This window comes from Mesorhizobium sp. WSM4310 (assembly GCF_007003935.1).
In the GTDB taxonomy this organism is placed as follows: domain Bacteria; phylum Pseudomonadota; class Alphaproteobacteria; order Rhizobiales; family Rhizobiaceae; genus Mesorhizobium.
Window position 1 is genome coordinate 23096 of the sequence record NZ_VFTA01000014.1, and the last position, 21862, is coordinate 44957.

20 protein-coding genes and 1 riboswitch are annotated in these 21862 nt (G+C 64.5%); of the genes, 12 read left to right on the plus strand and 8 right to left on the minus strand.

Annotated elements, in window-relative coordinates:
• Positions 1-74 precede the first annotated feature (74 nt).
• Positions 75-494 (plus strand): rhodanese-like domain-containing protein, encoded by a 420-nt coding sequence (locus FJV80_RS16690; protein WP_142876974.1) that lies wholly within the window; start codon positions 75-77, stop codon positions 492-494.
• A 23-nt stretch (positions 495-517) separates the two neighbouring features.
• Here FJV80_RS16690 and phaR read toward each other — a convergent pair whose 3' ends face one another.
• Complete coding sequence (gene phaR, locus FJV80_RS16695) at positions 518-1129, minus strand: polyhydroxyalkanoate synthesis repressor PhaR (protein WP_095788022.1); 612 nt, start codon at positions 1127-1129, stop codon at positions 518-520.
• Between the two features lie 302 nt (positions 1130-1431).
• On the opposite strand from phaR, the gene FJV80_RS16700 reads away from it, so the two are divergent.
• The 6 genes from FJV80_RS16700 (at position 1432) to FJV80_RS16725 (ending at position 9523) form a co-directional block, all read left to right on the plus strand.
• The gene (locus FJV80_RS16700; protein WP_142876975.1) at positions 1432-2616 is read left to right on the plus strand and encodes an acetyl-CoA C-acetyltransferase; all 1185 of its coding nucleotides are present in this window, start codon (positions 1432-1434) and stop codon (positions 2614-2616) included.
• 90 nt (positions 2617-2706) lie between these two features.
• Positions 2707-3432 carry an acetoacetyl-CoA reductase gene (gene phbB / locus FJV80_RS16705; protein ID WP_095772080.1) on the plus strand — a complete coding sequence of 242 codons (726 nt, stop codon included), beginning with the start codon at positions 2707-2709 and terminating at the stop codon, positions 3430-3432.
• A 710-nt stretch (positions 3433-4142) separates the two neighbouring features.
• Positions 4143-7583, plus strand: a complete 3441-nt coding sequence (locus tag FJV80_RS16710; RefSeq protein WP_142876976.1) for a helicase-related protein — start codon at positions 4143-4145, stop codon at positions 7581-7583.
• 15 nt (positions 7584-7598) lie between these two features.
• The gene (locus FJV80_RS16715; protein WP_095772078.1) at positions 7599-7985 is read left to right on the plus strand and encodes an RNA-binding S4 domain-containing protein; all 387 of its coding nucleotides are present in this window, start codon (positions 7599-7601) and stop codon (positions 7983-7985) included.
• Positions 7986-8232: 247 nt separating this feature from the next.
• The gene (gene fdxA / locus FJV80_RS16720) at positions 8233-8571 is read left to right on the plus strand and encodes a ferredoxin FdxA (RefSeq protein ID WP_008873823.1); all 339 of its coding nucleotides are present in this window, start codon (positions 8233-8235) and stop codon (positions 8569-8571) included.
• A 370-nt stretch (positions 8572-8941) separates the two neighbouring features.
• Positions 8942-9523: a CarD family transcriptional regulator gene (locus FJV80_RS16725; protein WP_010911999.1), complete on the plus strand. Its 582-nt coding sequence runs from the start codon at positions 8942-8944 to the stop codon at positions 9521-9523.
• A gap of 78 nt (positions 9524-9601) precedes the next feature.
• Here FJV80_RS16725 and FJV80_RS16730 read toward each other — a convergent pair whose 3' ends face one another.
• The 3 genes from FJV80_RS16730 to FJV80_RS16740 all read right to left on the minus strand — a co-directional run bounded on the left by FJV80_RS16730 (position 9602) and on the right by FJV80_RS16740 (position 11963).
• Positions 9602-10375 carry an amino acid ABC transporter ATP-binding protein gene (locus FJV80_RS16730; protein WP_095772077.1) on the minus strand — a complete coding sequence of 258 codons (774 nt, stop codon included), beginning with the start codon at positions 10373-10375 and terminating at the stop codon, positions 9602-9604.
• On the minus strand, positions 10372-11052 hold the full coding sequence (locus FJV80_RS16735; protein WP_095772076.1) for an amino acid ABC transporter permease: 681 nt from the start codon (positions 11050-11052) through the stop codon (positions 10372-10374). The genes FJV80_RS16730 and FJV80_RS16735 overlap by 4 nt, the downstream gene beginning before the upstream one ends.
• A gap of 137 nt (positions 11053-11189) precedes the next feature.
• Complete coding sequence (locus tag FJV80_RS16740) at positions 11190-11963, minus strand: amino acid ABC transporter substrate-binding protein (RefSeq protein WP_095772075.1); 774 nt, start codon at positions 11961-11963, stop codon at positions 11190-11192.
• A gap of 324 nt (positions 11964-12287) precedes the next feature.
• Here FJV80_RS16740 and FJV80_RS16745 point away from each other — a divergent pair, with 324 nt between their 5' ends.
• Positions 12288-13151 carry an RNA polymerase factor sigma-32 gene (locus FJV80_RS16745; RefSeq protein ID WP_095772074.1) on the plus strand — a complete coding sequence of 288 codons (864 nt, stop codon included), beginning with the start codon at positions 12288-12290 and terminating at the stop codon, positions 13149-13151.
• Positions 13152-13168: 17 nt separating this feature from the next.
• Here the strand turns inward: FJV80_RS16745 and FJV80_RS16750 are convergent, their stop codons facing one another.
• The 4 genes from FJV80_RS16750 to thiB all read right to left on the minus strand — a co-directional run bounded on the left by FJV80_RS16750 (position 13169) and on the right by thiB (position 18527).
• Positions 13169-14638 (minus strand): M48 family metalloprotease, encoded by a 1470-nt coding sequence (locus FJV80_RS16750; RefSeq protein WP_095788027.1) that lies wholly within the window; start codon positions 14636-14638, stop codon positions 13169-13171.
• Between the two features lie 258 nt (positions 14639-14896).
• On the minus strand, positions 14897-15658 hold the full coding sequence (gene thiQ, locus FJV80_RS16755) for a thiamine ABC transporter ATP-binding protein (RefSeq protein WP_246688987.1): 762 nt from the start codon (positions 15656-15658) through the stop codon (positions 14897-14899).
• 7 nt (positions 15659-15665) lie between these two features.
• Positions 15666-17282, minus strand: coding sequence for a thiamine/thiamine pyrophosphate ABC transporter permease (thiP, locus tag FJV80_RS16760; RefSeq protein WP_185975225.1), 1617 nt, complete (start codon positions 17280-17282; stop codon positions 15666-15668).
• A gap of 246 nt (positions 17283-17528) precedes the next feature.
• Positions 17529-18527: a thiamine ABC transporter substrate binding subunit gene (gene thiB, locus FJV80_RS16770; RefSeq protein ID WP_142876979.1), complete on the minus strand. Its 999-nt coding sequence runs from the start codon at positions 18525-18527 to the stop codon at positions 17529-17531.
• A gap of 43 nt (positions 18528-18570) precedes the next feature.
• A riboswitch (TPP riboswitch) is annotated at positions 18571-18685 on the minus strand.
• A gap of 88 nt (positions 18686-18773) precedes the next feature.
• Between thiB and FJV80_RS16775 the strand changes: the two genes are divergently transcribed.
• The 4 genes from FJV80_RS16775 to FJV80_RS16790 are packed head-to-tail and all read left to right on the plus strand — an operon-like array spanning position 18774 to position 21839.
• Entirely contained in the window at positions 18774-19418 is a 645-nt protein-coding gene (locus FJV80_RS16775) for a thiamine diphosphokinase (protein WP_095788030.1), read from the plus strand.
• 1 nt (position 19419) lies between these two features.
• Positions 19420-21240 (plus strand): ABC-F family ATP-binding cassette domain-containing protein, encoded by a 1821-nt coding sequence (locus tag FJV80_RS16780; protein ID WP_142876980.1) that lies wholly within the window; start codon positions 19420-19422, stop codon positions 21238-21240.
• A 57-nt stretch (positions 21241-21297) separates the two neighbouring features.
• The gene (locus FJV80_RS16785; protein ID WP_095788062.1) at positions 21298-21540 is read left to right on the plus strand and encodes a type II toxin-antitoxin system CcdA family antitoxin; all 243 of its coding nucleotides are present in this window, start codon (positions 21298-21300) and stop codon (positions 21538-21540) included.
• Entirely contained in the window at positions 21537-21839 is a 303-nt protein-coding gene (locus tag FJV80_RS16790) for a CcdB family protein (protein WP_095772068.1), read from the plus strand. The genes FJV80_RS16785 and FJV80_RS16790 overlap by 4 nt, the downstream gene beginning before the upstream one ends.
• Positions 21840-21862 lie beyond the last annotated feature (23 nt).

A 21862-nucleotide genomic window follows, 5' to 3' on the forward strand; every position in this document is an offset into this window, starting at 1 on the left:
AACTCCATCAGCGATGGAGACAAGCTCCATCCGTAAACGATGGAGGCCAGCTCCATCGGCGATGGAGATCCTTGATGAGCTATGTGACAGACGTTCCAGCGGCCTCGCCGGAGATCGCGCGCGACCATTTCCTGCGCCGGCTTTCTGTCGAGACCGACTGTTCGGACGTTGCCGCGGCAATGCGCGGCGGAGAGCCGGACTTCGTGCTTCTGCACGTGGTCGGTTCGCCCGATGCCTATGAGCGCCGCCATGTGCCGGGCGCGCTGCACCTGCCGCACCGCGAAATATCGGCCGAGCGGATAGCAGAGTGGCCGGCAGGCACGCTGTTCGTGGTCTATTGCGCCGGGCCGCATTGCAATGGCGCGGACCGGGCGGCCTTCAAACTGGCCAGCCTCGGGCTGCCGGTCAAGATCATGATCGGCGGCATTTCAGGCTGGCAGGACGAAGGGCTTCCTTTCGCCTCGGGCAGGGAGCCTGGCGTTCTACAAGCATGACTTGGCCTTGCCGGCTGGCCGGCTCACGACATCGTGTCGAGCTTGCGCTGCATGGCCGCGATCTGGTCCTTCAGCTGCTGCAGATCGTCGGATTTCTCCGGCGGCGCGTCCTTCCTGGCCGGTTCGGCGGGGGCCGCGGCCGGCGCTGAGCCCGCAGGCGGGAAAGGCGTGAACAGCCGCATCGCGTTCTGGAACATTTCCATATTGCGGCGGGTCTGCTCTTCCAGCGCCTTGATCGGCGTCGCCATCTTCATCACATCGAGCGGTGACTTGCCGATGGCGCCCTTCATCTGCTCGCGAAAGCGCTCCTGCTCCTTGGAGAAGGCGATCATCGACTGTTCAAGGAAGCTCGGCACGATCATCTGCATCTGGTCGCCGTAGAAGGCGATCAGTTGGCGCAGGAACGGGATCGGCAGCATGTTCTGCCCATCCTTGTTCTCCAGCTCGAAAATGATCTGGGTCAGCACCGGATGCGTGATGTCGTCGCCGGTCTTGGCGTCCTGGACGGTGAACTCCTCGCCCTTCTTGACCATGTCGGCCAGATCCTCGAGCGTCACATAGGTGCTCGTCCCCGTATTATAGAGGCGGCGATTGGCGTATTTCTTGATAATGATCGGGTCGTCTTTTGCGGCCATCTGCATCCTCCCCGGACACCGGCACGCCTGAGTAAGCAGCCGGTAACGATTGCGCCCTTTTTGAGGATATGCGCAAAAGCCTCATAATTCCAAGCAGTTTGTGCAGTGCGGGATCATATAATGCTGCATAGCAGGCGAAATATGCTGCGCAGCAGCGGCCAGTCCGCCGGCGCGGCGGCGCGCGACCTGCTTGGCGTGCATGGGCGCCATGCCGATTTCCGGTTTGACTTGGGTCATGGAAAGGGCAAGAAAAGTTGCCAACAATGCCTGAAAACACGACAGCTCGAAGTCTGGAGAAGAAAATGTCCTCTGCCAATTCCATCGTTGTCGCCAGTGCCGCGCGCACGGCCGTCGGCTCCTTCAACGGTGCTTTCGCGGCCACGCCGGCGCATGAACTCGGCGCTGTCGTCATCAAGGAGCTTTTGGCGCGCGCGGGCGTCGAGGCAGCCGAGGTCGACGAGGTCATCCTCGGCCAGGTGCTGACCGCGGCCCAGGGCCAGAACCCGGCCCGCCAGGCCTCGATCATTGCCGGCCTGCCCAAGGAGACCACCGCCTGGGGCCTCAACCAGGTTTGCGGCTCGGGCCTGCGCGCCATCGCGCTCGGCATGCAGCAGATCGCCACCGGCGACGCCAAGGTGATCGTTGCCGGCGGACAGGAATCGATGTCGCTGTCGCCGCACGCCGAGCACCTGCGCGCCGGCGTCAAGATGGGCGACTACAAGATGATCGACACCATGATCAAGGACGGCCTGTGGGACGCCTTCAACGGCTACCACATGGGCAACACCGCCGAAAACGTCGCCCGCCAGTTCCAGATCACCCGGGACGATCAGGACCAGTTCGCGCTGGCCTCGCAGAACAAGGCCGAGGCCGCGCAGAAGGCCGGCAAATTCAAGGACGAAATCGTCGCCTTCACCATCAAGGGCAAGAAGGGCGACACTATTGTCGACCAGGACGAATACATCCGCCACGGCGCCACGCTTGACGCTATGACCAAGCTGAAGCCGGCCTTCGACAAGGACGGCACGGTGACCGCCGCCAACGCCTCCGGCATCAATGACGGAGCGGCCGGTGCGCTGCTGATGAGCGAAGCGGAGGCCGCAAGGCGCGGCATCACCCCGCTGGCGCGCATCGCGTCCTGGGCAACCGCCGGCGTCGATCCGGCGATCATGGGCACCGGCCCGATCCCCGCCTCGCGCAAGGCTTTGGAGAAGGCCGGCTGGTCGGTCGGCGATCTCGACCTTGTTGAGGCCAACGAGGCATTTGCCGCGCAGGCCTGCGCCGTCAACAAGGGCATGGGCTGGGATCCCTCGATCGTCAACGTCAATGGCGGCGCCATCGCCATCGGCCATCCGATCGGCGCCTCGGGCGCCCGCGTCTTCAACACGCTGGTCCACGAGATGCGCCGCCGCGGCGCCAGGAAGGGCCTCGCGACGCTGTGCATCGGCGGCGGCATGGGCGTCGCCATGTGCGTTGAAGCGCTCTGAGAAAACGATGACCGGGCGGCGCGAGCCGCCCGTTCAATATCCAGTGCCTGCCAAGCCCGAAAACAGGGCGATATCAAAAAGGGGAAATGCATGACCAAGGTTGCAATCGTCACGGGCGGATCGCGCGGCATCGGCGCGGCGATCTCGATCGCTTTGAAGACCGCCGGCTATTCGGTTGCCGCGAACTATGCCGGCAATGACGAGGCGGCGGCGAAATTCAAGGCCGAGACCGGCATTCCGGTCTACAAATGGTCGGTCGCCGAGTATGACGCTTGCGCCGCCGGCATCAAACAGGTCGAGGCCGACCTCGGCCCGGTCTCGGTGCTGGTCAACAACGCCGGCATCACCCGCGATGCCATGTTCCACAAGATCACCCGCGACCAGTGGAAAGAAGTCATCGACACCAACCTGTCGGGTGTTTTCAACATGACGCATCCGCTGTGGAACGGCATGCGCGAGCGCAAGTTCGGCCGCGTCATCACCATCTCCTCGATCAACGGCCAGAAGGGCCAGGCCGGCCAGGTCAATTATTCCGCCGCCAAGGCCGGCGACATCGGCTTCTCGAAGGCGCTCGCCCAAGAGGGTGCTCGCGCGGGCATCACCGTCAACGTCATCTGCCCCGGCTACATCGCCACCGAAATGGTCAAGGCCATCGACGAGAAGGTGCTCAACGAGCGCATCCTGCCGCAGATCCCGGTCGGCCGCCTCGGTGAGCCGGAAGAGATCGCGCGCTGCGTCGTCTTCCTCGCCTCGCAGGATGCCGGCTTCATCACCGGCTCGACCATCACCGCCAATGGCGGCCAGTACTTCGCCTGAGACGTCTGACGGCGGCTCACATCCCGCGACGAACGGACCGGGAAACCGGTCCGTTTTCAATGGAGGCCTGGAGCCCTGGCCCCCCGCTGCGGCGCAATGCCCCAATCCGGCACGCAAAGGTTAATGGCGGCAGCGCCGCCTGTGCGAACCCTGTGGGCAAGCCTGTGAATCCTCGGTGGATAAGCTGTTCACAACACAAGATATTGACGGAACAAAACGGGAAAATGCCGCCGGCGCTGATTTGTCGCCGATTCGTTCCGGCTTTGGGCGGAAGTTAACGTTAATGCCCGGGATTCAGCCGTGTTTCATTAACGACAAATTCAGAAAGATTAACAATTTCATAATGTTGAGCGACAGCCATCGAGATGCTTCGTTCATTTGCCGGCAAAAGTTAAGGACAAGGCCCGCCAGCATAAAACGGGCCAGTTCGATGATTCAGCATGTGGTGAGACTCGGGCTCACAAAATCCATATGTAGCCGTGAACAAAAGCTGAATCTGAGCGAGTCGCCGATTCGTCGCCGATTCGTTCCAGACTCGTTCCATCAGTTAAGCTGCACCCAATTTAGCGCCAGACAGAGTTGCATTCGAGCCGCCGGTGGAACATTCCGCTTTCGCTTCGCGCCCGAAATCCCTATGTGTCGCCTGTCATACGCGCCAGTTGAGGCACGCTCCCGACAACCAGAGGCCAGAAAGCCTTATTTCCAGGTCGATGAACATCCAGCCGAAACACACTGAGCCGCTGATCCTGTCGGGCCGCGACGTGACCGCCGTGCTTGGGCCGACCAACACCGGCAAGACCCATCTCGCCATCGAGCGCATGGTGGCGCACGAAACCGGCGTCATCGGCCTGCCGCTCAGGCTGCTGGCCCGCGAAGTCTACACACGCGTCTGCGAAAAGGTCGGCGCCCACAAGGTCGCGCTGATCACCGGCGAGGAGAAGATCCAGCCGCCCGGCGCGAAATATTCGGTCTGCACCGTCGAGGCCATGCCGCGCGAGACGGACGCCGCCTTCGTCGCCATCGATGAGGTGCAGCTCGCCGGCGACCTCGAGCGCGGCCACATCTTCACCGACCGCATCCTGCATTTGCGCGGCCGCCAGGAGACGCTGCTGCTGGGTGCCGCCACCATGCACGGCATCCTGCAGCGCCTGCTGAAGGGCGTCTCGGTGGTGACGCGGCCGCGGCTGTCGCATCTGGCCTATGCCGGTTCGAAGAAACTGACCCGCTTGCCGCGCCGTACCGCGATCGTCGCCTTTTCCGCCGACGAGGTCTACGCCATCGCCGAGCTGATCCGCCGCCAGCAGGGCGGTGCCGCCGTCGTGCTCGGCGCGCTATCGCCGCGCACTCGCAACGCCCAGGTGGCGCTGTTCCAGTCCGGCGATGTCGACTATCTCGTCGCCACCGACGCCATCGGCATGGGTCTCAATCTCGATCTCGACCATGTCGCCTTCGCCCAGAACCGTAAATTCGACGGCTACCAGTACCGCAACTTGACGGCGGCCGAGCTTGGCCAGATCGCCGGCCGCGCCGGCCGACATCTGCGCGACGGCACGTTCGGCGTCACTGGCCAGGTCGACCCGCTCGACGAAGAGCTGGTCAAGAAGATCGAGGGCCACGACTTCGATCCGGTGAAGGTGCTGCAGTGGCGCACCGCGCATTTCGACTTCGGCAGCCTCGATACGCTCAAGCGCTCGATCGAGACCAACGCCCCGGTCGAGGGCTTGACGCGCGCCCTGCCGGCGGTCGACGCACAGGCGCTCGAATATCTCTCCCGCGACGATGACATCCGCGCGCTCGCCACCGATGCAAAGCGCGTCGCGCTGCTGTGGGAAGCCTGCGCACTGCCCGACTACAGGAAGATCGCGCCTGCCCAGCACGCCGACCTGATCGCCTCCATCTACATGGACCTTGCCCGTCATGGCCATGTCGACGAGAACTACATGGCCGAGCAGGTGCGCCGCGCCGACACCACCGAGGGCGACATCGACACGCTGTCGCACCGTATTGCCCAGATCCGCACCTGGACATTCGTGTCGAACCGGCCCGGCTGGCTGGCCGATCAGGCACACTGGCAGGAAAAGACGCGCGAAATCGAAGACAGATTGTCGGATGCGCTGCATGAGCGGTTGACGAAACGCTTCGTAGACCGCAGGACTTCCGTCCTCATGCGGCGCCTTAGAGAAAATACCATGCCTGAAGCCGAAATCAGTCCTACCGGAACCGTCCTTGTCGAAGGCCACCATGTCGGCGAGTTGCAAGGGTTCCGCTTCACCGCCGACCAGACCGCCGGCGGCGAAGACGCCAAGGCCGTGCGCACGGCCGCGCAAAAGGCGCTGGCCGCCGAGTTCGAGGCGCGCGCCGAACGCTTCGGCGCCTGCGCCAATGGCGACCTGGCGCTTGGCTCGGACGGCACGCTGCGCTGGATCGGCGCGCCGATCGGCACGCTGGTTTCCGGCGAAGACGCGCTGAAGCCGCGCCTCGTGCTGCTGGCCGACGAACAGCTGACCGGCCCGGCACGCGACAAGGTCGCCGCGCGCGCCGAACGCTTCGTCAACTTCCAGATCGAAACGCTGCTGAAGCCACTGGTCGACCTGAAGAACGCCGAGCAGATTTCCGGCATCGGCCGAGGCATCGCTTTCCAGCTGGTCGAGAATTTCGGCCTCATCAACCGCCGCGATATCGCCGAGGAGATGAAGTCGCTCGACCAGGAGGGCCGCGCGGCCCTTCGCCGGCTCGGTGTGCGCTTCGGCGCCTACCATGTCTTCGTGCCGGCACTGATCAAGCCGGCCCCCGCCGGGCTGGTGACCTTGCTGTGGGCGCTGAAGAACGACGGCAAGGACAAGCCTGGTTTCGGCGACGTCGTCCACGCGCTGGCGTCCGGCCGCACCTCCGTGGTCATCGATCCTGCCTTCGACAAGGCTTTCTACAAGCTGGCCGGCTATCGCAATCTCGGCCGCCGCGCCGTGCGCGTCGACATATTGGAGCGGCTGGCGGACCTCATCCGTCCGGCAACCAACTGGAAGCCCGGCCTCGGCCAGCGCCCGGACGGCGCCTATGACGGCCATTCCTTCATGGTGACGCCGCCGATGATGTCGATCCTCGGTGCCACCGCCGACGACATGGAAGAGATCCTCAAAGGCCTCGGCTACCGCGCCGAGCCGAAGCCGGCGGCGGAGGTCAAAGCACGGCTCGAGGCGCAGGACACCGCCGCGCGGGAAGCTGCCGCCGCGAAACTTGCGGCGGAAGAAGCCGCGCGCGCCGAGCAGGCCAAGGCAGCCGAAGCCGCCGCTACGGACGCGGCCGCGGAGGCGGCGGTCGAGGGTTCGGAGCCGGCAGCCGCCGAGGCCGCCGTCGAAGCGCCGGCCGAGGTCGTCGCGGAAACGAGGGCAGAGCCTGCCGCGGAAGAAGCTCCGGCAGAAGCCGCGCAAGAAGTTCCGCTCGTGGCGGAAGCCGTTGCTGACGTTGCTGTCGCCGAAAGCGATAGCGCCCTTACCTCCCCCTCGATGGGGGGGGTCGCGGCGCGCAGCGACGCGGGTGGGGGTGACAGCGCCGACGATGCACGTGGTGGCGATGAAGCCAACGATTCAGGCGGTGCCGACGGCACCGCCGCTCCCCCCACTCCGGCGCCGCGCGCCAACCCTCCCCACGAAGGGGAGGGTGAGACCAGCGAGCCCATCGCCGAAGCCGAAGTGCCCAAGCCGATCCTGCTGTGGCGCCAGGGCCGTTTCGAACAGCGCCCCCGCCATCACGAAGGCCGCAACAACCGCCAGCGCAACGGACAAGCGCGCGGCCGTGGCAATGCGCCGGCCGAGGCCGTCGCTGCTCAAACCACCGGCGCGCCCGGCGAACGTCCCGCTCATGAGGGGCGTCGCGATGGCGCCGGCAAGCCGCGCTTCGACCGTTCGAAGTTCAAGCCCAAACCACAGGGTGAAGGCGAACAGCGCCGTGACGGCCGCCCGCAGGGCGAGCGTCGCGAAGGCCGACCCGACTGGAAGGGTGGCCGGCCCGAGGGCAAGGGCGGTCCCGATCGCGGCAAGGGGGGCGCAAAGCCTGCTTTCCAGCCGAAGCCGCGCGAGGAACGTCCGGTGCGCTTCGATCCGGATTCGCCGTTCGCCAAGCTCGCCGCCTTGCGCGACCAGTTGAAGAAGTAGGCTCGGTAGGGTCCGATGGTTGCCGAAGGCCGCCAGCGCATCGACAAATGGCTGTTCTTCTCGCGCGCGGTGAAATCGCGCTCGCTCGCGGCGAAGCTCGTCGTCGCCGGGCGCGTGCGCATCAATCGCGACAAAGCAGCGCAGGCCTCCGATCTGGTCAAGCCGGGTGACGTGCTGACCATCACGCTCGACCGGCGCATTTTCGTCTGGAAGGTGCTTGGCGCTGGTGTCCGGCGCGGCCCCGCGGAGGAAGCCCGCACCCTCTATGAGGATATGTCGCCGCCGCCGACACCGAAGGGCGAGGCGCTTCCCGACGCCATGCCGGCGCTGCGCGAGGCCGGCAGCGGCCGTCCGACCAAAAGAGAGCGCCGCCAGACCGACCGCCTGCTTGGCGAAGATTGAAGCTTGCCGGCCAGATCGCGGGCCGCGATCCCGGGGCAATGGCGGACGCAGGGCAGAACGGAACCCGGCAAACAAGATGCTCCCGGGACATCAGCCGCCCTTGCCGCGCCTGCCGCCTGGAATTCCATTCCGCAAACGCCGGGGCGGCCGCGCATGGCAACCCTTGCAAGCGAGAGGCAAAGGCGTTACCTCACGGAAAAAGCCCAAGAAACTGGCCCATTAAGCTGGGACGTCCCGGAGCCGACCGATGACCTATGTCGTGACCGACAATTGCATCAAGTGCAAATATATGGACTGCATCGAGGTCTGTCCGGTCGACTGTTTCTATGAAGGCGAGAACATGCTCGTCATCCATCCCGACGAGTGCATCGACTGCGGCGTCTGCGAGCCCGAATGCCCGGCCGACGCGATCAAGCCCGACACCGAGCCAGGTCTCGACAAATGGCTGCAGATCAACACCGAATATGCCGAGAAATGGCCCAACATCACCGCCAAGAAGGAGCCGCCGGCAGACGCCAAGACCTTCGACGGCGAGGCCGGCAAGTTCGAGAAATACTTCTCCGCCGAGCCCGGCGAAGGCGATTGACAATGCGGCCGTAAAGGCTTGTATGACGCAGGGTAACAGGCAGATCGGATTAACCGCCTTGACAGGCGGCGATTGGTTGTGGCCTTCGCTTACGCAGCAAAACCTTGATTCTTCCGACTTTTTGTGCTACATCAGCGAAACATGCCGGTGACACAACGTCGATTTATGGCGCAGACGCCCCAAATCACTGAAAGGTGAAAATCCCAGTCCGGACCAGAGCGATCTGGGGTCAGGCGGTCGCAGTTCGTGCGGTTTGCCGGTCCCGACCTTTCCGGTGGGTTCATCTGTTGTGCGGCTAACGATCGGGTTCTCCGGTCGCACGAGTTCAGCCGGCACCGCCGCCGGCCCATAACAAGGAGTTCAGGGCGTAATGGCAACGATCACCCCGCAGAAGAAGTCCACTGGTGCGCGTCACGGTTTCAAGACCGGCGAGTACATCGTCTATCCGGCGCATGGCGTTGGCCAGATCGTGTCGATCGACGAGCAGGAAGTGGCCGGCCATAAGCTGGAACTGTTCGTCATCGACTTCCAAAAGGACAAGATGCGCCTGAAGGTGCCGGTCGCCAAGGCGACCTCCATTGGCATGCGCAAGCTGTCGGAAGAGGATTATGTCGAGCGCGCGTTGAAGGTCGTGCAGGGCCGCGCCCGCGTCAAGCGCACCATGTGGTCGCGCCGCGCCCAGGAATATGATGCCAAGATCAATTCCGGCGACCTGATCTCCATCTCGGAAGTCGTGCGCGACCTCTACCGCGCCGACAACCAGCCGGAGCAGTCCTATTCCGAGCGTCAGCTTTACGAGGCGGCACTCGACCGCATGGCCCGCGAGATCGCGGCCGTCAACCGCATGTCGGAAACCGAAGCCGTGCGCCTGATCGAGGTCAACCTCAATAAGGGCCCTAAGCGCGGCGCCAAGGCCGACAATGAGGAAGCCGAGCAGGAAGAAGCTGCCTGAGATCTTGTGCCTTTAAGTTCACGAAAAACCCGGCCTCGCGCCGGGTTTTTTGTTTCTCGGACAAGGCAGGGGTCGGGGCTACACCTGACCGCCGCCTTCCTTCTCGGCCTCCTGCTTCAGCGTCGCGATGAAGCGCTTGGTCCGTTCGCGCTCCGGATTGCCGAACAATGTGGCCGACGGCCCCTGCTCGACGATAACGCCCGCATCGAGGAACACCGCTTCCTGGGCGATCTTGGAGGCAAGCCGCAGGTCGTGCGTCGCCATCACCATGGTCGTGCCTTCGCTGGCGAGCTTGCCGAGCACGTCGACCACCTCTTGCGCCAGTTCCGGATCGAGCGCCGAAGTCGGCTCGTCGCACAGCAGCACCTTCGGCGACGGCGCCAAGGCGCGGGCGATCGCCACGCGCTGCTGCTGGCCGCCTGACAGCGTCGCTGGCCACGCATCGGCCTTGTGCGCCATCCCGACCTTTTCCAGCAAGGCCAGCGCCCGCTCACGCGCCTCCCCGGGCGACCATTTCAGCACGGTCACCAGTCCCTCCATGACGTTCTCGATGGCGGTGCGGTGCGGGAACAGCTGGAAATTCTGGAACACCATGCCGGTCTGCAGGCGCAGCCGCCTGATATCGGCGGCCGGCACCTTGATGCCCGGGCGAAACTCGAGCGTCTCGTCGCCGATGCGCACCGTGCCCGAAGTCGGGATCTCCAGGAGGTTGATGCAGCGCAACAGCGTGCTCTTCCCCCCGCCCGAAGGGCCGACCAGTGCCGTGACACTGCCTTCGGCGATCGCGACCGTCACGCCCTTGAGCACCAGATTGTCGCCGAAGCGCTTTTCGATATTGGTGAGGCCGATCATGCGCGCGCCTCCAGGAAGCCGCCATAGCGGTTGAGCCGTTCCTCCAGCCGCGTCTGCAGGGCCGACAGCACGGAACTCATCGCCAGATAGAGGATCGCCGCCTCGACATAGAGGATCAGCGGCTCATAGGTGGTGGCGACGATGCGCTGCGCCGCCTGGAACATCTCGGGCACGGTGATGGCGGCGGCCAGCGAGGTGTCCTTGACCAGCGAGATGAAGGTGTTGGAGAGCGGCGGCACCGCGACGCGGCCGGCTTGCGGCAGTATGGTGCGCCGCATCGCCTGGCTCCAGGTCATGCCGATCGAATAGGCGGCTTCCCACTGGCCCTTCGGCACGGAGCCGATGGCCGCGCGGATGATTTCCGACGTGTAGGCGCCGATATTCAGCGTGAAGCCGATCAGCGCTGCGGTAAAAGCATCGAGCAGGATGCCGACCGACGGCAGGCCGTAGAAGATCAGGAACAGCTGCACCAGCAGCGGCGTGCCGCGGAAGATCCAGACATAGAAGCGCACGAGCATGACCAGCGGCTTCGGCCCGAACAGTCGGCCGAGGGCTGCCCCGAGGCCAACGGTCAGGCCCAGCACGAAGGACAAGAGCGTCAGCGGCACGGTGAAAATCAGGGCGGCCCAGAGCAGCGAAGGCAGCGACTCCAGCATCAGTTGCAGCCAGTGCGGCACGAAAGACCCTCCAGAATGGTCGAGATGGCTTCATTGAAGCGCGAATGCGTCAGCCATATCTAGACAAAAGCGGCGAGCCGTCAAAGACGGCCCGCCGCTGGTGCATTACAGGGGCGACAACTCGCCCTCACTCGAAATTACTTCGAGACGTCCTGGCCGAAATAGGTGTCGGCGATCTTCTTGTAGGTGCCGTCGGCCTTGATATCGGCCAGCGCCTTGTTGATGGCGGCAACCAGTTCCGGATCGCCCTTGCGCACGATGACGCCGGAATAGTCGGCGTTTTCCTCTTGCGCGGCGATCTTCACATTGGCGTCGGGCTTGTGCTTCTTGAAGTCGAGGAACGACAGGCTGTCATTGATGGTGGCGTCGGCGCGGCCGGTCAAAAGCAGCTGGATAGACTGGTCGAAGCCGTCGGTGCCGACCAGTTCGGCGCCGTTCGCCTCGGCCAGCTTGCCGAAGTTCGAAGTCAGCGACTGCGCCGACTTCTTGCCCTTGAGATCGGCGAAAGTCTTGATGTCGGGGTTGTCGCCGCGCACGATCAGCACCGCCTTGGAGGCGATGTAGGGATCGGAGAAATCATACTTGGCCTTGCGGGCGTCGGTGATGCCGACCTCGTTGATGACGGCGTCGTAGCGCTTGACGTCGAGACCGGCGATCAGCCCGTCCCATTTGCCCTCGAGGAACTCGACCTTGACGCCGAGCTTGTCGGCGAGCGCCTTGGCGATCTCGACGTCGAAGCCGACCAGCGCGCCGGACGCGTCATGGTAGGTGAAGGGCGCGTAGGTGCCTTCCGTGCCGACCTTGATGACGCCGACCTGCTTGATCTGATCGAGATTGGCGCCGGCATGGCCTGATGTGGCCGCCAGGGCCTGCAGTGTTCCGGCGACGATAAGCGATTTGAGCCATTTCATATTTTTGTGATCCCGTCCTGGCCTGATGTCTGGCCTGCTGTGAGGGTTGGAAAATGACAGATGCGAGCCGAAAGAATAAGGAACCTGATTTCAAAAACAAAGAAATCCTGAAACCAAATTCTCCAAATACGAGTCCGTGCAGCGACTGAACGTCCCCGGAGACCGCGTCGAAATCGCCCGGACAGCATCACTCGCCCGCCCGCGCCAGCGGAACCTTTCTCGCGCATGGCAGTTTTGGCTGTTCTAGGGCGCGACGCCGCGATTTCAACCGGTGCCCTGCCAAGTTCGTAACATCGGGTATATCGCCTGAGCAGGGAGCGCCTCATGATGGAAGATACGGCAGGACGGATCATGGTCCGCGCGGCGATGAAGGCTCCCTATCTCGAACGCGACGAGGAACATCGGTTGGCCTTGCTCTGGAAGCAAGACAACGACCAGAACGCCCTGCACAGCATCACCGTGGCGCATATGCGGCTGGTCATTTCCATGGCCTCGAAATTCCGCCATTACGGCCTGCCGCTCGGCGACCTGATCCAGGAAGGCCATGTCGGCCTGCTCGAGGCCGCCGCCCGCTTCGAGCCCGAGCGCGAGGTGCGGTTTTCCACCTATGCTACGTGGTGGATCCGGGCCTCGATGCAGGACTACATCCTGCGCAACTGGTCGATCGTGCGCGGCGGCACCAGTTCCGCGCAGAAAGCCCTGTTCTTCAACCTGCGCCGCCTGCGCGCCCGGCTGGCGAACGGCGCCGAGCCGCTTTCCAACACGACGCTCTACCGCGAAGTGTCGGTTGCGCTTGGCGTCTCCGAGGCTGACGTGGCGATGATGGATTCACGGCTGTCGGCGCCCGACTCCTCACTCAACATGCCGCTTGCCGACGATGCGGGCGCGACCGAGCGGATGGACTTCCTGGTTTCCGACGATCCGCTGCCCGACGAGATCGTCGGCGACAAGATCGATGTCGCGCGCCGTTCGCTTTGGCTGCGGGAGGCGCTTCACGCGCTGAACGCCCGTGAACTCAGGATCATCGAGGAACGCCGGCTGAACGACGAGGGCGCCACGCTCGAGGCGCTCGGCGAGACGCTCGGTATTTCCAAGGAACGCGTCCGCCAGATCGAGGCCCGCGCCATGGAAAAGCTCAAAGTGGCGCTGGTGAAGCAGAACCCGGAATTTCTGGCGACAGCCGCCTGATTCCGCGCAGCGGGATCCTATTTGTCGGTGACGATCTTGACCTTGTCGCCGGCCGAAACCGCGGCCCCTGGTGACAGCGCGTTGAGCACGCGGAACAGATCGAGCTTGCGGTCGACGCCGACCATCTGCGCGGCGAGCGATCCCATGGTCTGCCCCGGCTGCACGGTGAGCACGCGGATGTGCAGCGGCTTCAGAGCCGCTTTTTCAGCGGCACTCAGGATGCGGAACGACCCGCTGACCGAACGCGCCACCGCCTCCAGCGAGGTGCTGGCCGAGGGCGCCGCGGTCAGCAACCGGTAGACCTGGCCGCCGGCACGGATCACCGCGATGTCGAACTGCCAGCCTTCAGCACTGGCATGCGCGGTCGCGGCCTCGTTGCCGTTGATGGTTTCCTGCTTGACGCTGCTGTCATCGAGACCGGCCACCCAGCCGCTTCTGATGTAGTCGGTCAGGGCGCGGTTCTTGTCGATCGAAACCCCGTCGAAGCGGATCGCAATGTCGCCCGGCCCGGTCGCCGTCACCGCCGCCGCCGAATTGTCGATGATGAAACCGTCCGGCACCGTGAACGACACGCCGAGACCCGGATGCAGGAAGGTCTCGCCACGCACATAGCCTTCTTCCGGCGTGTCGCCATAGAGCAGGCCGTCTATGCCGGCGAGGAAGGAATCGCGGTCGCGGGTGCCGACGCCGGGCGCGCCGAACTGGCGGGCATGGCGCTGCGCCAGGTCGATGCGCTGCGGCGTGTTGGGGTGCGTCGCCAGGAAGTCGAGGCTGGCGTCGGTGGCGCCGCTGATCGAGCGGAAATCGGTATAGGCCGACATCGACTGCAGGAAGCGGCCGGCGGCATAGGGGTCGTAGCCAGCTTCGCCGATCGACTTGATGCCGATGGCGTCGGCCTCGAGCTCCTGGTTGCGCGAGAACTGCGCGAGCCGGAGCTTGCCGCGGATCAAAGCCGCCTTGGCGGTCGGGCTGTCGCCGAGCACATCGGAAACCACTTTGGTCGCCAGGCCTTCCTCGGCCTCCAGCTGCTGACGCTGCAGGCCGTGATTGGCGGTGACGTGGCCCATCTCATGCGCGATGACGGCGGCGAGTTCGGACGAATCATTGGCCAGCGCCAGCAGACCGCGCGTGATGTAGAGATAGCCGCCCGGCAGCGCGAAGGCGTTGACGTTGGGCGAATTGAGGATGGTGATGCGGTAGGTCTGGGTCGGGTTCGCCGACACAACGGTCAGATTGCCGACGACCTTGGCGACCATGCGCTCGAGCTTGGGATCGGAATATTCGCCGCCATAGGTCGCCAGGATGCGCGGATGCTGCGCCTTGGCCAGTTCGGCGAGCTTGTTGTTGGCACTGACATTGTCGACCGTGATCGGCTTGTCGGACGGCTGGAAGCCGGATTCCTGGACTTCCGGAGGCGTGAACATCTGGCAGCTTGCGAGCGCCACGGCAAAGCCGGCCAGCGCCAGAAAGCGCGCTAGCGGGTTCATTCGTAGCTTGTCGACGCCGATCGCCAGAGCGGCTTCCTTTCAGGTCCCGGCGCATGACCAAGAAAATCGGGAGCGATCTTCGGAACCTGTCATGCGCAAATACAAATTTCTACGGCACCCGATGCGCGTCCCCTGGGGCGCGCGGCGGATGCAGTAGGCAAATCACGGCCTGTGCCGGACCAGTAGGGCGGACCTAGCCACACTACTTCTGCCATGGCAAGCAAGCGCCCCTTCGCCTGATACCGGTTTGACCGTAAATTATGTCCGCTTCCGGGCAATATCTCGTGATACGGCATTGCCGGCACCTGCACCGATATAGCGCCGGAACGCCTCCGGACCAGCCCCGGCAAAGAAATCGTCCGCGCTGCCGGTGGCGGCAACGGCGCCATCGTCCAGAAACACCACATTCTGGCCGATGCGGCGGGCGTCCTGTGGCTGGTGCGTGACGAACAGCACCGTCATGCAGCGCTCCGCATGCACACCGGCAACCAGGTCGAGCATATCGTCACGCAAGGCGGGCCCGAGCGAAGCGAAGGGCTCGTCGAGCAGCAGCACCGGGCGATCGCGCACCAGCACGCGCGCCAGGGCGACGCGCTGGCGCTCGCCGCCGGAGAGTTCGCGCGGCAGCCGCTTGTCCTTGCCGCCAAGGCCTGTGCGTTCCAATGCCTCGGCAATGGCGGTTCGATCGGCTTCGGTCAGCCGCAGCGATGGCGAGCGGCCGAGCCCGACATTCTGCTCGACGGAGAGATGCGCAAAAAGGTTGTTTTCCTGAAACACCATCGACACCGGCCGCGCAGCCGGAGGATCGGCGCCGACATCGACACCGCCGATCACCACACGGCCTGACCGCGGCGTCTCGAAGCCGGCGACGAGGTTGAGCAGGGTCGACTTGCCCGAACCGCTCGGCCCCATGATGGCGGTGATTTCCGCCGCCGCGAAGGCGACATCGAAGGTGAGCGGCAACTCGCCATAGCTGAACGAGACCTTGTCCAGCCGCACCGGAACACCCTTCCCTCTCATCCCCCCGTCAGACATTGCAGACCTTGTCTCTTCCCAGCCAGTCAGCCGCCAGCACCAGGGCGAGGCAAACGAGGCCAAGCAACAGCGCCAGGCCGGCGGCGTCCTCGGTGCGGTAGCTGCCCATGCGCGCCAGGAGAAGGTAAGGCAAGGTCTGCACGGAATCACTGCCGAACAGTGCGATGACGCCGAGATCGCCGAGCGACAGCGCCATGGCGAAGGCGAAGGCAGTGGCGAGCGGCCGCCGCAATGACGGCCAGTCGACCAGCCGCAGCCTCGCCCAGCCGGAAATGCCGAGCTGCGCGCAGAGCCGTTCGTGGCGCTCGCTCGCCGCGTCATAGGCGGGACGGACGGCCCGCAGCGCGAAAGGCATAGCCATGACCGCGTTGACGGTGACGACCATGACCGGGGCGATGGCAAAGACATCGCCGGCATGGCGCAGCAGGAGGAACCAGCCGGCTCCGATGACGATCGGCGGCACGACCAGCACAAAACCGGCGCCGGTATCCGTGGCATGTTCGAGCAGTGTTCCTGGACTGGAGCGGCGGTTCAACGCGAGTGCCCGCCGCGCCATGGTCAGCGCCAGCGACAGCATCACCGAAAGCAGCGCCGACAGGAAAGCCAGCACCACACTGGTCAGCGTCGCCTGCCGGACTGTGGCCTCGCCGGCGAGCCGGCCGAGATCGGCGCCCAAGCCTGCCGAGACGGTCGCGGCCATCGGTCCGACAACGAACAGCAGCGCCAGCACGATGAGCACGGCGTTGAGTGACGCCTCGGTCGTATTGACGGAGAGATAACGGCGCGCCGCCACCGGCAGGTTGGTGTCGCCGACGACATTGGCGCCAAGCCGCGTCAATGCCAGCACCATGACAAAGGTCAGCGCGATCTGCAGCAAGGTCAGGGCGACCGCCCGCGCCGGGTCGAAATCGAAGCGCAGTGCCTGGTAGATGCCGACCTCCAGCGTCGTCGCGGCCGGGCCGCCGCCGAGCGTCAACACGATGGTGAAGGAGGTGATGCAGAGCATGAAGACCAGCCCGGCGACACCCGGCAGAGCGGCGCGCAGCGTCGGCCATTCGATCAGCCGGAAGGCCGGCCGCGCCGCCATGCCGAGCTGGCTTGCCAGCCGCCACTGGTCGGCGGGAATGGTCTGCAGCGCCTCGAGGAACAGGCGGGTCGCCAACGGCAGGTTGAAGAAGACGTGGGCCACGAGAATGCCGGACAAGCCATAGATGCCTGGCCAACCCTGGCCGCCGACGGCGCTGAACAGCCCGGCGAAATAGCCGGCACGGCCGTACAGCGCCAGTATGCCAAGCGCCGCGACGATCGCCGGCAGCGCCAGAGGCACGGCGAAGAGCTGCAGGATGAAGGCGCGGCCGAAGAAACGCGGATGCCGCGACAGGGCGCGCGCCACCACCAGCGCCGGGATGACCGAAAGCAGGGTCGAGAGGGTGGCCTGCCAGAGCGTGAAGCGCACAACGCGCAGCAGATAGGGATCGAAGGCCGCCCAGGCGCCCGAGAAATCGTGAGCGCCTTCGACAAGCAGCCCGGCAAATGCGCCGCCGATCAGCAGCGTGATCGCGCCGAGCGCAATGACGCCAGCGCTGGCGCGAGGATCAGCGCGTTGCACGATCGACCGCCAGTCTCCGCATAGCGACACTTATAGAAGGTTGCGTTCCTTGGCGCCCCCCTCTGTCCTGCCGGACATCTCCCCCACAAGGGGGGAGATTGGCTGTTTCAGCGCCTCGCTCATACCTATAGCGTCGGCGATTGGCGAAATCACCGATAGCATTCGATCTCCCCCCTTGTGGGGGAGATGTCCGGCAGGACAGAGGGGGGCGCCGTAGAGCACTCATCTTTCGATCATATGGCCAAACTATTTGCTCATCACCGCCAGCCATTCATCCACCCAGGCCTTGCGATTGGCGGCGACCTCCTCGGGGCTGAACAGCAGGGTCTTGGTCGGCTTGACCAGTTTGTCGAAGGCCGGGTTGAGCGGCTTGTCGGTCTTGCCGGCCGGGAACATCCAGTTGGTCTCGGGGATCGCGTCCTGGAATTTCGGCCCGGTCATGAAGGCGATGAATTTTGCCGCCAGCGGGTTCTTGGCTCCGGTCGTGGTGATGCCCGCGACTTCGATCTGCAGATATTCGCCTTCCTCGAAAGAAGCGGCCTGGTAGCGCTGCGTGTTCTCGGCGACCATGTGATAGGCCGGCGAGGTCGTGTAGGACAGCACCATCGGCGCCTCGCCCTTGGTGAACAGGCCATAGGCCTCGCTCCAGCCCGGCGTCACGGTCAGCACCTTCGTCTTGAGCTTGGCCCAGGCTTCCGGCGCCTTGTCGCCATAGACCGACTTCACCCACAACAGCAGGCCGAGACCCGGCGTCGAGGTGCGCGGATCCTGGATGACGATCTTGTCATCGGCACTGCCTTCGACCAGTTCCTTCAGGCTCTTCGGCGGCGTTTTCAGTTTTTCGGTGTCGTAGACGACGGCGAAGTAGCCGTAGTCGAAGGGAACAAAAGTATCGTCGCTCCAGCCACCCGGCACATTGATATCGGAGACCGCGCCATGCGGGGCAAACAAACCGCTGGCCTTGGCATCGGCGGTGAGATTGGTGTCGAGGCCGAGCACGATATCGGCCTTGGTCGACGCGCCTTCGAGCTTGACGCGGTTGAGCAGGGCCACACCATCGGCGACCGAGACGAACTCGACGTCGCAGCCGCATTCGGCCTCGAATTCCTTCTTCACCACCGGGCCTGGGCCCCAGTCGGCGGTGAAGCTCTCATAGGTGTAGACGGTGAGCTTGTCCTTGGCCAAGGCCGGCCCGGACAGCGCCACGGCCATGGTCGAGACAAGAGCGTATAAAAGCGTGCGCATCGGCGCCTCCTTCGTTCGAATTGAAAGGAATTGAGGCGTCGGACTATCCGAAACGTCTAATCCCTCCGCCGGTACAAACCGGATCAGGTTCAGCGGGTTGGCGAGACTGCCTCTCAGCCGGTCCGCGAAGATCGCGTCCGGCACCCCGTTAGAGCGTTTTGACACATAGGCCGGGTCGGGGAACCGCGCAAGTGGCAGTTTGCCGGCCTTCCGTTTCCGCTGCCGGGCTGGTACAGGCCACCAGATATGAGCACATTCACCATTCTGCTTGGCGGCGATCTCATCCGCACGCCCCGGCTCGACCGCCAGGTCGGAGGCTCGCGCGTCATTGCCGCCGACGCCGGCATCGGCCATGCGCGGCTTCTGGGTCTTGTGCCTGAATTGTGGGTGGGCGATTTCGATTCCGTGCCGGCCGACCTGCCTGACGATCTCGCCGCCGTGCCGCGCCGGACCTTTCCGGCGGAGAAGGACAAGACCGACGGCGAACTGGCCATCGCCGCCGCACGCGAGCGCGGCGCGACCAGCCTGGTGCTGGCGGGCGCGTTCGGCGGCAAGCGCGCCGACCACGCTTTCCTGCATCTGGCGCTCGCCCTGCGCCTGGCCGAGGCCGGAACGGAGGTGCTGTTGACCAGCGGCGCGCAGGAAGGCGTACCCTTGGCGTTGGGAACGGCCGGCTTCGACTATGCCGACGGCACGCTGTTTTCGATCCTCGGCTTTTCCGAACTTGTCGGCCTGACCGTCACCGGCGCCAAATGGCCGCTCGACCAGGTCGAGGTGGCCTTCGGTTCGTCGCTGACCATTTCCAACGAGGTCAAGGGCCGCCTCGAAATCGCGCTCGGCCACGGCCGCGCGCTGCTGCTCGCGCATCCGTATCCACTACCTGAAAGCTGACATGGCCCCGCCCCTTCTCAATCTCGACGGGATAAAACTGACCTTTGGCGGCGCACCGCTGCTCGACGGCGCCGCCTTGACCGCTTCGGCTGGTGACAAGATCGCGCTGGTCGGCCGCAACGGGTCCGGCAAATCGACGCTGCTCAAGATCGCCGCCGGCCTGATCGAGCCGCAGGATGGCGAGGTGTTCCGCCAGCCCTCGGCAACCGTCCGCTATCTGCCGCAGATGCCCGACATGGAAGGTTTCGCCAGCGTGCGCGCCTATGTCGAGGCGGGGCTTGGGCCAGCCGACGATCCTTACCGCGCCTCCTATCTGATGGAGCATCTTGGTCTCACCGGCGAGGAACGGCCGGGCGATCTCTCAGGCGGCGAGGCCAGGCGCGCGGCCCTGGCCCGTGTCATGGCGCCGGAGCCTGATATTCTGTTGCTTGACGAGCCGACCAACCATCTTGACCTGTCGGTCATCGAATGGCTGGAAGAAGAGCTCGTGCGCACCTCCTCGGCGCTCATCGTCATCTCGCACGACCGCCGTTTCCTCGAGCGCGTGTCGCGCGCCACCGTCTGGCTGGACCGTGGCCAGACCCGCAGGCTGGACAAGGGCTTTGGCCATTTCGAGGAATGGCGCGACCAGGTGCTGGAAGAGGAAGAGCGCGAGCAGCACAAGCTTGGCCGCCAGATCGTGCGCGAGGAGCACTGGCTGCGCTATGGCGTGACCGCACGCCGCAAGCGCAACATGCGCCGCTTGGGCGAGCTGCAGACCATGCGCCAGCGTTTCCGCGGCCATCGCGGCGCCGAAGGCACCGCGACCATGGTGGCGAGCGACGCCGCCGAATCCGGCAAGCTGGTGATCGAAGCCAAGAACATCGAGAAGAGCTTTGGCGACCTCACCGTGGTCAAGGGCTTCTCGACCCGCATCCAGCGCGGCGACCGCGTCGGCCTCGTCGGACCGAACGGCGCCGGCAAGACGACGCTTTTGAAGATGCTGACTGGCGAATTGGCGCCGGATGCCGGCTCGGTGCGGCTCGGCACCAATCTGGAAATCGCCACGCTCGACCAGAAGCGCGAGGCGGTCGATCCGCAGGAGACGCTGGCGCAGTACCTCACCGATGGGCGCGGCGAGAACCTTGTCATCAATGGCGAGCAGCGCCATGTCGTCTCCTACATGAAGGATTTCCTGTTCAAGCCGGAGCAGGCGCGCACACCGGTGCGCGAACTGTCCGGCGGCGAGCGGGCGCGGCTGATCCTGGCGCGCGTGCTGGCGCGGCCGGCGAACCTCCTGGTACTCGACGAGCCGACCAACGATCTCGACATGGAGACACTGGAACTGCTGCAGGAACTGGTCGCCGGCTTCGCCGGCACCGTCATCCTGGTCAGCCACGACCGCGATTTTCTCGACCGCACCGTGACCAGCATCATCGCGCCGGATGGCGGCGGCCGCTGGATCGAATATGCCGGCGGCTATTCCGACATGCTGGCGCAGCGCGGCGGCACCAGGCTCGACGACCGCAAGGCGCGCGCCAGGGCTGAAGCCGCCGATGCGCCGGCGACGGACAGGAGCGAACCGGCAGCCCCGAAAGGGCCGGCGAAGAAACTGTCGTTCAAGCAGAAATTCGCTCTGGAATCGCTGCCCAAGAAAATCGAGGCGGTGACCGCTTCGATCTCGCGGCTGGAGAACAACATCGCCGACCCGGCCTATTACGAGCGCGACCCGGCCTCTTTCCAGAAGACCATCGCCGCCCTCGACAAGGAACGCGCGACGCTGGCCGCGCTCGAGGAAGAGTGGCTGGAACTGGAGATGCTGCGCGAGGAGATGGAGGGGTGAACGATTGTATGCGGCCTTTTGTGCGCGCATATTGTGCGCATAAAGAAGGACGTCTCCATGCTTCAATCGGCACCAAAACCTCAGAGGACGTCCGTCAACACGTCCATTGACTCTCAATTGATCAAAGACGCCAAGGCGTTGGGCGTCGACATCTCCCGCGCTGCCGAGGCAGGTATCGCGAAAGCGATAGCGGCGGAAAAATCGCGCCGATGGCAGGAAGAAAACAAGGAAGCCATCGAAAGCTCCAATGAATATGTCAGCCGCAACGGACTGCCATTGGCCAAACACCGGCCGTTCTGACGGCGCGTTACGACTTTTATCGGAATGCCGAGGGCGATGGTTATCTGCTGGATGTGCAGTCAGACCTTCTTGAAAGGCTGAGCACGAGGGTCATCATTCCCTTGATGCCGCCAGAGACAGCGCCGGTTCCCGGCCGCCGACTGAACCCGACCTTCGCTATAAACGGCAAAGATCATGTAATGGTCACACAGTTTTTGTCAGCCTTCAGTGCCTCTGAATTGCAGAGCCCGGAAGGAAACCTTTGCAACCATCATGGCGACATCGCCGCCGCGCTCGACATGCTGTTCCAGGGTTTCTGAGTGAGGGCGACCGTTGCGCCGCC